General features: G+C 56.4%; 8 protein-coding genes. 3 read left to right on the plus strand and 5 right to left on the minus strand.

The window, feature by feature from the left end:
• On the minus strand, positions 1-283 hold a 283-nt coding region (locus tag E1297_RS49220), incomplete at its 3' end, for a hypothetical protein (RefSeq protein ID WP_209015961.1).
• A 50-nt stretch (positions 284-333) separates the two neighbouring features.
• The gene (gene clpS / locus E1297_RS23865) at positions 334-675 is read right to left on the minus strand and encodes an ATP-dependent Clp protease adapter ClpS (RefSeq protein WP_155143000.1); all 342 of its coding nucleotides are present in this window, start codon (positions 673-675) and stop codon (positions 334-336) included.
• Positions 676-767: 92 nt separating this feature from the next.
• Here clpS and E1297_RS23870 point away from each other — a divergent pair, with 92 nt between their 5' ends.
• Both E1297_RS23870 and E1297_RS23875 read left to right on the plus strand, forming a co-directional pair.
• On the plus strand, positions 768-1,469 hold the full coding sequence (locus tag E1297_RS23870; protein WP_155143001.1) for an HAD family hydrolase: 702 nt from the start codon (positions 768-770) through the stop codon (positions 1,467-1,469).
• A gap of 281 nt (positions 1,470-1,750) precedes the next feature.
• On the plus strand, positions 1,751-3,151 hold the full coding sequence (locus tag E1297_RS23875) for a D-alanyl-D-alanine carboxypeptidase family protein (protein ID WP_155143002.1): 1,401 nt from the start codon (positions 1,751-1,753) through the stop codon (positions 3,149-3,151).
• 70 nt (positions 3,152-3,221) lie between these two features.
• On the opposite strand, the gene E1297_RS23880 is transcribed toward E1297_RS23875, so the two are convergent.
• From E1297_RS23880 to E1297_RS23890, 3 genes are read right to left on the minus strand one after another with little or no spacing between them, the layout of a single operon-like run.
• Positions 3,222-3,983 carry a LamB/YcsF family protein gene (locus tag E1297_RS23880; protein WP_155143003.1) on the minus strand — a complete coding sequence of 254 codons (762 nt, stop codon included), beginning with the start codon at positions 3,981-3,983 and terminating at the stop codon, positions 3,222-3,224.
• Positions 3,984-3,995: 12 nt separating this feature from the next.
• Positions 3,996-4,994, minus strand: coding sequence for a biotin-dependent carboxyltransferase family protein (locus E1297_RS23885; protein ID WP_155143004.1), 999 nt, complete (start codon positions 4,992-4,994; stop codon positions 3,996-3,998).
• Positions 4,991-5,740 (minus strand): allophanate hydrolase subunit 1, encoded by a 750-nt coding sequence (locus E1297_RS23890; RefSeq protein WP_155143005.1) that lies wholly within the window; start codon positions 5,738-5,740, stop codon positions 4,991-4,993. Before E1297_RS23890 ends, E1297_RS23885 begins: the two co-directional genes overlap by 4 nt.
• Before the next feature lie 147 nt (positions 5,741-5,887).
• Here E1297_RS23890 and E1297_RS49900 point away from each other — a divergent pair.
• On the plus strand, positions 5,888-6,128 hold a 241-nt coding region (locus tag E1297_RS49900), incomplete at its 3' end, for a hypothetical protein (protein ID WP_209015962.1).

Consider the following 6,128-nt stretch of genomic DNA (forward strand, 5'->3'; position numbering starts at 1 on the left):
CGACAGTCCCACCGGCGCGGTGACACGCCTGATGCACCAGAGCACGGGCAAGCGCCTTGGCGCGAGGCAGAAAGACAATCGCATCCTGACAGGGGTCATCCGCTGCAGGCGTGGCTGCAAAACCCTGCGCCCCGAAATGATCGTGAAAGGGCTTGAAGGGTTGAACCACCTGTGTCTCGCGCGGCAATTCAGACAGGTCGTGATCCGGTGTGGGCGCCAAGACTGACACGGGCTGTGACAACGTCAGACCGCTTTCCAATGCAAGGTTGAGGCGAGGGGACATGGGTAATTCCTGCAAAAGGTCTGGCGCGGGCTATCGCCCGCTCTGCCGCCTTACTCTTCCCGTTCCATTGTGCACTGAAGCGGATGTTGATGCCGACGCGCAAAATCCATCACCTGACCGACCTTGGTCTCGGCGATTTCGTGACTGAACACGCCCACGACGGCCACACCTTTTTTGTGCACCGTCAGCATGATTTCAAACGCCTGCGCATGCGTCATCGAGAAGAAACGCTCGAGAACGTGCACGACGAATTCCATCGGCGTGTAATCGTCGTTCAGCAGCAGAACTTTGTACAACGGAGGACGCTTGGTCTTGGGCTTCGTCTGAACAAGGATTGACGTATCGCCATCCTCGTCCGACTTGTCAGACATCATCCACTGGGTTTCGAGCATTTCTAGTGAGTTTCCGATTCAAGCTTCGGTTTATCTGTTGGCTTATATAACGTCACCGTATCCAGAGGAAAGAGGGACTGGACGTAATCGGAATGGAAGACAAGCTGACCACCATAGGCTTCGATGCAGACGACACTCTTTGGCATAATGAGCGGTTTTTTCAGCTGACGCAGGCGTATTTCGCGGATCTGCTGGCCGATCATGCCGAGTGTGATCACCTGATGGATCGATTGCTTGCGGCGGAAAAGCGCAACATCAGGCACTACGGGTATGGAATCAAAGGCTTCACATTGTCGATGATCGAAACTGCGATCGAGGTGACTGAGGATAAGGTGCCTGCAGCCGTTATTCGCCAGTTGGTCGAGGCCGGGCAAGAGATGCTGGCCCATCCGATTGAACTGCTGCCCCATGCTCGGGAGGCGATCGAATCTGTCGCGCACTCGTATCGTGTCTTGCTGATAACCAAGGGAGATTTGATCGATCAGGAACGCAAGCTAGCGCAATCGGGTCTGGGTGAACTGTTTGATGAGGTCGAGATCGTCTCGGAAAAGACATCCGATACGTATCGGACGATCTTTGAGCGCCACGGTGACGGGCCGGAGGCGTCGATGATGGTGGGTAACTCGGTGCGGTCGGACGTGGTTGCGCCGATACAGGCCGGGTGTTGGGGCGTTTACGTCCCGCACGGACTGGTATGGGAGATCGAGCACGCTGATGTTCCGGTTGATAATCCCAGATTTCGCGAACTGCGGAATCTGGGTGGCCTGGCATCGCTTGTTCGGGAGATTCCCTGATCTGTTGCGCAATGGTCTCAGTTTTGAAAAATTCGAAATCCCACTGCGCCTTGTTTTCGGCAATATCGCCTGTTTGGTAGGTCACGCATGCTCAATCGCCAGATATAGTGCTATCTGAAACGATAACATTGGTGTGGAAAATTCACCTTTCGGTTTATTTCGGCCACCCTCTGTGTTAGCCTGAACCATAATAAAACAAGATTAGCTGACCGGGAAAACCCGGCGGCGCGAGGCAGACAGAGGCAAAGATCGTGCAGATTCGGCGGACAGTTCCGGCCCGAATGGGCTTTATCCTTATAGCTATGCTATGGCTGCTAGTTCTGGCGCCATTGCAGGCCATTTCGGCACCTTATGCGGCGATGGTAATCGATGCGCGTACCGGAGAGGTATTGCACTCTCGCAATGCTGACACGCGGCTGCATCCGGCATCGCTGACAAAAATGATGACGCTCTACATCGCATTTGAGGCGGTGCGGAATGGCGAGATCACCCTGGACACACCGGTTCGTATTACCAAAAAGGCCTCATCCGAGCCGCCGTCGAAACTGGGCTTGCGTACAGGGCAGACCATTGCATTTCGTTATCTGATCCGCGCCGCGGCCGTGAAATCGGCCAATGATGCGGCAACCGCAATCGGAATCGCGATCAGCGGATCCGAGGCCGCCTTTGCACGTCGTATGACCCGCACGGCCAAGGCGATGGGGATGAGCCGCACCACCTTCAAGAACGCGCATGGTCTGACTGAATCGGGCCATCTTTCGACCGCACGCGACATGACTACACTGGGCCGTCACCTGCTTTATGACTACCCGCAGTACTACAACTTGTTCTCGCGGCAATCGACTCATGCGGGTATCAAAACAGTTCCGAACACGAACCGCCGTCTGTTGGCAGCCTATAAAGGGGCGGACGGGATCAAGACTGGCTACACCCGTGCAGCCGGGTTCAATCTGGTTGCATCGGCCAAGCGCAAGGATGAACGCATCATCGCCACCGTCTTTGGTGGCAAATCGGGTGCTTCGCGCAACGCCAAAGTAGCTGAGTTGCTGGACCTGGGTTTCCGTCGCGCACCTTCGCGTGCACCGATCCGCAAACCGTCGCGCCCTGCTTATGCCGGCAACACGGGCCTTGGTGACGCGACCAAGATTGTGCGCCTGGTTGGCGCGCCCAAGAAAAGTTTGCGGCCAGTTTTGCGGCCCGGTGCCGGTGCAGGCCTTCAGGTTGCCAGCGCTGTGGCGGAAACCGCCGCCAAGAATGGCGCGCGTATACAGGATGGCATTACGGCAGCCATTGCGGCAGCTGATATAGCACCAACAGCCCCGCCTGTTGAAAACGCCGATACGCGCCCCGCGCTACGGCCCGACAATCTAGTGCTCGCATCAACCCAACCCGCCGAGCAGCCGGAACCCGAACAAGAGGTTGTAACACGCCTGTCTACGTCAGGCGGGCATCTGTGGGGCGTCAATGTAGGTCGCTACACAACCCGCTACGAGGCGGAAAAGATCTTGCTGAAAACCGCACTGTCAGAAATGACCACTCTGGAAGGGACACTGCGCAAGGTGAACCAAAGCTCTCGTGGTTTCGAGGCGACTTTTCAGGGTATGACCCGCGAACAGGCTGATCTGGCCTGCCGCCGTCTTCAAGCGCGCAACGTTACCTGTTTCATGATCGGGCCATCATAAGGCCCGGCATTCTCTCCTGGATGGTGATTGGCTGCGAAAGGAATTTCGCAGCCCTTTTTTTGCCGCAAGGCTACCGCGTGAATTTGGTAACCTCTACACCACCTGCAATCAGGTTTTCACGAACGGATTTTGCGATCTGAACTGCGGTTGGTCCGTCACCATGCAGACAGATCGTGTCGATCGAGGTTTCCAGCCGCTTACCGCTTTCGGTGATAATTGCACCTTCACGGACCATGTTCAGAATGCGCGGACCGGCAATCTCGGCATCATGAATCACCGCACCCGGCAGGCTGCGATCGACCAGGGTGCCGTCATCATTATAGGCGCGGTCGGCAAAAATCTCGCCCACCCATTTGCACCCCAGTTCGCGCACGGCCTCTTCCTGTTTGGTGACCGCCAGGACCATGATGATGATGTCCGGATCCACATCCAGCGCGCCCTGATAGCAGGCGCGCGCCATATCCACATCAACCGAGCACATGTTTGCCAGTGCTCCATGCAGTTTCAAATGGCGTACTTTTGTACCGACGGCCGTTGCCATACCCATGGCAGCGCCCAGTTGATATCGCACCAGATTCCGCAAACTGTCATGCGGCACTTTCATGTTGCGGCGTCCAAAGCCCTGGAGGTCCGGAAAACCGGGATGCGCGCCAATGCCGACCCCGTTTTCGGCTGCAGTGGTCATCGTCTTGGCCATCACATCCGGGTCACCCGCGTGGAAGCCGCAGGCGATGTTGGCGGAGGTGATGATTTTCAGCAGGCTTTCATCGTCTCCCATTTTCCAGGGGCCAAAACTTTCACCCATATCGGCATTCAGATCGACGCGAGGCATCGGCAAGTCTCCTTAGTCGGTGGCAGAGATCACTCCGCCGATCAATTGGTAGGACAGCAGGTCCGGGATGTCATGTGGATCGCGCACCAATGCCTCGACCCGGTTTGGCAGGCGCGCAAGCTCTGCCCGATAGGCGGACTGAAGCGCCACGGCTTCTTCCAAGGTTACAAACTCAAACCGCAGGGTGCCACCTGCCGGTGTTTGCGCGGCGCGGGGCAGGTCACAGGGCAATACCGTGGCGATGCGGGGATAACCGCCGGTGGTCTGACATTCCGGAAGCAGGATGAACGGGTTCCCCGTTCCCGTCATTTGAATGTCTCCGGGCGTGATCACTTCGGACAGAATGTTCAACTGGCCTTTTGCGGCAAAGCCTTCGCCTTCGCTTTCCAGCTGCATGCCCATCCGATTAGCACGAGCGCCGCGTTTAAACTCGGTGCTGGTAAAGCGATCCAGGGTGGTGTCGTCGAACAGGCCGGTCTGAAAACTCTTGACGACTCGTAGCAAGCCACCTGAAAACCGCTCGTCAGGGCGCAGTTTCATACCCGTTTCTCCGGTATCGGTGCCTTTGGGAATGGTGTCACCTGCCTGTACTGCGCGACCGATCTTGGCGGTCAGATGGGTCGAGCGGGACCCCAGAAAGACCTTGGTATCAATCCCACCTCCAAGATGCAGATAGCCATAGTTACCTTGCAGCGTCGCCCCGATCACCAGCCGCTGTCCCTGTTCCAACAGGTGTGAGGCATTCCAGGCAATCGGACTGCCATCGATGCTAGCCTGCATCGGTGCACCGGTAAGGGCGACGCGGGTGTTTTGCGTCGCTTCGAACTCACCACCCATTCCCGCCATTTCCAGAGCTGCATGGCTCGGGCTCTGTCCCAGCAGCGCTGCCCCTTCGTGCAGGGCTGGAATGTCCGCTGCACCGGAACGGGACAATCCCTGATCCAGATACCCTGATCGACCCTGATCCTGCACAGTGCAAGCAGGGCCTATGCGATGAACGACCAGACTCATTCCGCAATCTCCTTACAGGTTGCGCCACCGGTGCCATCAGCGTTGTTGGCCCTAATGTGTTCCAGCTGTTCCTTTGAAATGGGTTCAAACTGCATTTCATCCCCCGGGTTCAGGGCAAAGCTCTGATCGCTATCCGGCTGGAAGCAGCGAAATGCCGTCTGGCCAACATGACGCCATCCGGTCGGGGTGGGGCCGGAGAACAAAACGAATTGAGAAATTGCCAGAACCAATGCGCCCTCAGGTACCATCGGTGTCAGTTCCTGCAGTCGGGGAATGTTGAACTCGGGACCCAGCGGTCCAAGATAAGGTTGACCTGGTGCAAAGCCGATCGTCAGTACACGTACCCGAGACTGCCCAAGCCGCTGGATCGCCTCGGCGGGTGACAGGCCAGCCGCTGCGGCGGCCTCTTCAAGTTGGGGGGCGAGGTCGGTGCCATAAACAGTCGGCACCCGCCACAGCTTACGCCCCGATGGAAGGGGAGCGCTGTACCAATCCTGCTGAGCCAGCAATCCGTGAACGCGGCTCTCTACATCACTATGAGGCAAAAGCTGGGGGTCGAACCTTATATAGGTCGATGCGAGCGAAGCTGAGGTTTCGATCACACCTTTCCATTGCTGTCGTTCAACCTCCGCTCGAAACGCAAGTGCCGCTCGGTTCGAAGGTTCTGTCATCGTATCGGCGTAGGTCACCAGAATGCCGTCAAAGCCAACAGTCCGTACCAGTGGAAAGGGATCAGCAGGTGTCATCGTTGTTCTGCAGCCGGTTCAGTTTCGATTGTTCGGGAACCTGAACGCATCATTGTCGCGTGTGCAAGACATTGCCGCAGCAAGATACAAATTTATGAACCAATGAGTACGTGCAGATCTATGTAGTGAACTCGGCGGAGTATCCGAGTGCTGATTGTCATTTTCAGTGCTTTTGAATCACAAGACTCACTACGACTCGCCCAATCTGACTCGCGGCTTCTTGTGGGGTGTTTGCGCCGATCCTCTATATCTTGTGCTGATCCCTTTCCACCCAATCTGATCAGGCTTAACTGTTGTGGGGTTAATCGTACTTTTGATGGTTATCGACTATCGCGAGCTGCATGTAACTTATTGTTTTATTTACATTTAAAAGAAAAAGGCAAAAAAA

This window comes from Roseibium sp. RKSG952 (assembly GCF_009711355.1).

Bases quoted from the DNA above. Each gene is read 5' to 3' on its own strand.
- clpS (WP_155143000.1), bottom strand. From the start codon at position 675: ATGCTCGAAACCCAGTGGATGATGTCTGACAAGTCGGACGAGGATGGC.
- E1297_RS23870 (WP_155143001.1), top strand. From the start codon at position 768: ATGGAAGACAAGCTGACCACCATAGGCTTCGATGCAGACGACACTCTT.
- E1297_RS23875 (WP_155143002.1), top strand. From the start codon at position 1,751: ATGGGCTTTATCCTTATAGCTATGCTATGGCTGCTAGTTCTGGCGCCA.
- E1297_RS23880 (WP_155143003.1), bottom strand. From the start codon at position 3,983: ATGCCTCGCGTCGATCTGAATGCCGATATGGGTGAAAGTTTTGGCCCC.
- E1297_RS23885 (WP_155143004.1), bottom strand. From the start codon at position 4,994: ATGAGTCTGGTCGTTCATCGCATAGGCCCTGCTTGCACTGTGCAGGAT.
- E1297_RS23890 (WP_155143005.1), bottom strand. From the start codon at position 5,740: ATGACACCTGCTGATCCCTTTCCACTGGTACGGACTGTTGGCTTTGAC.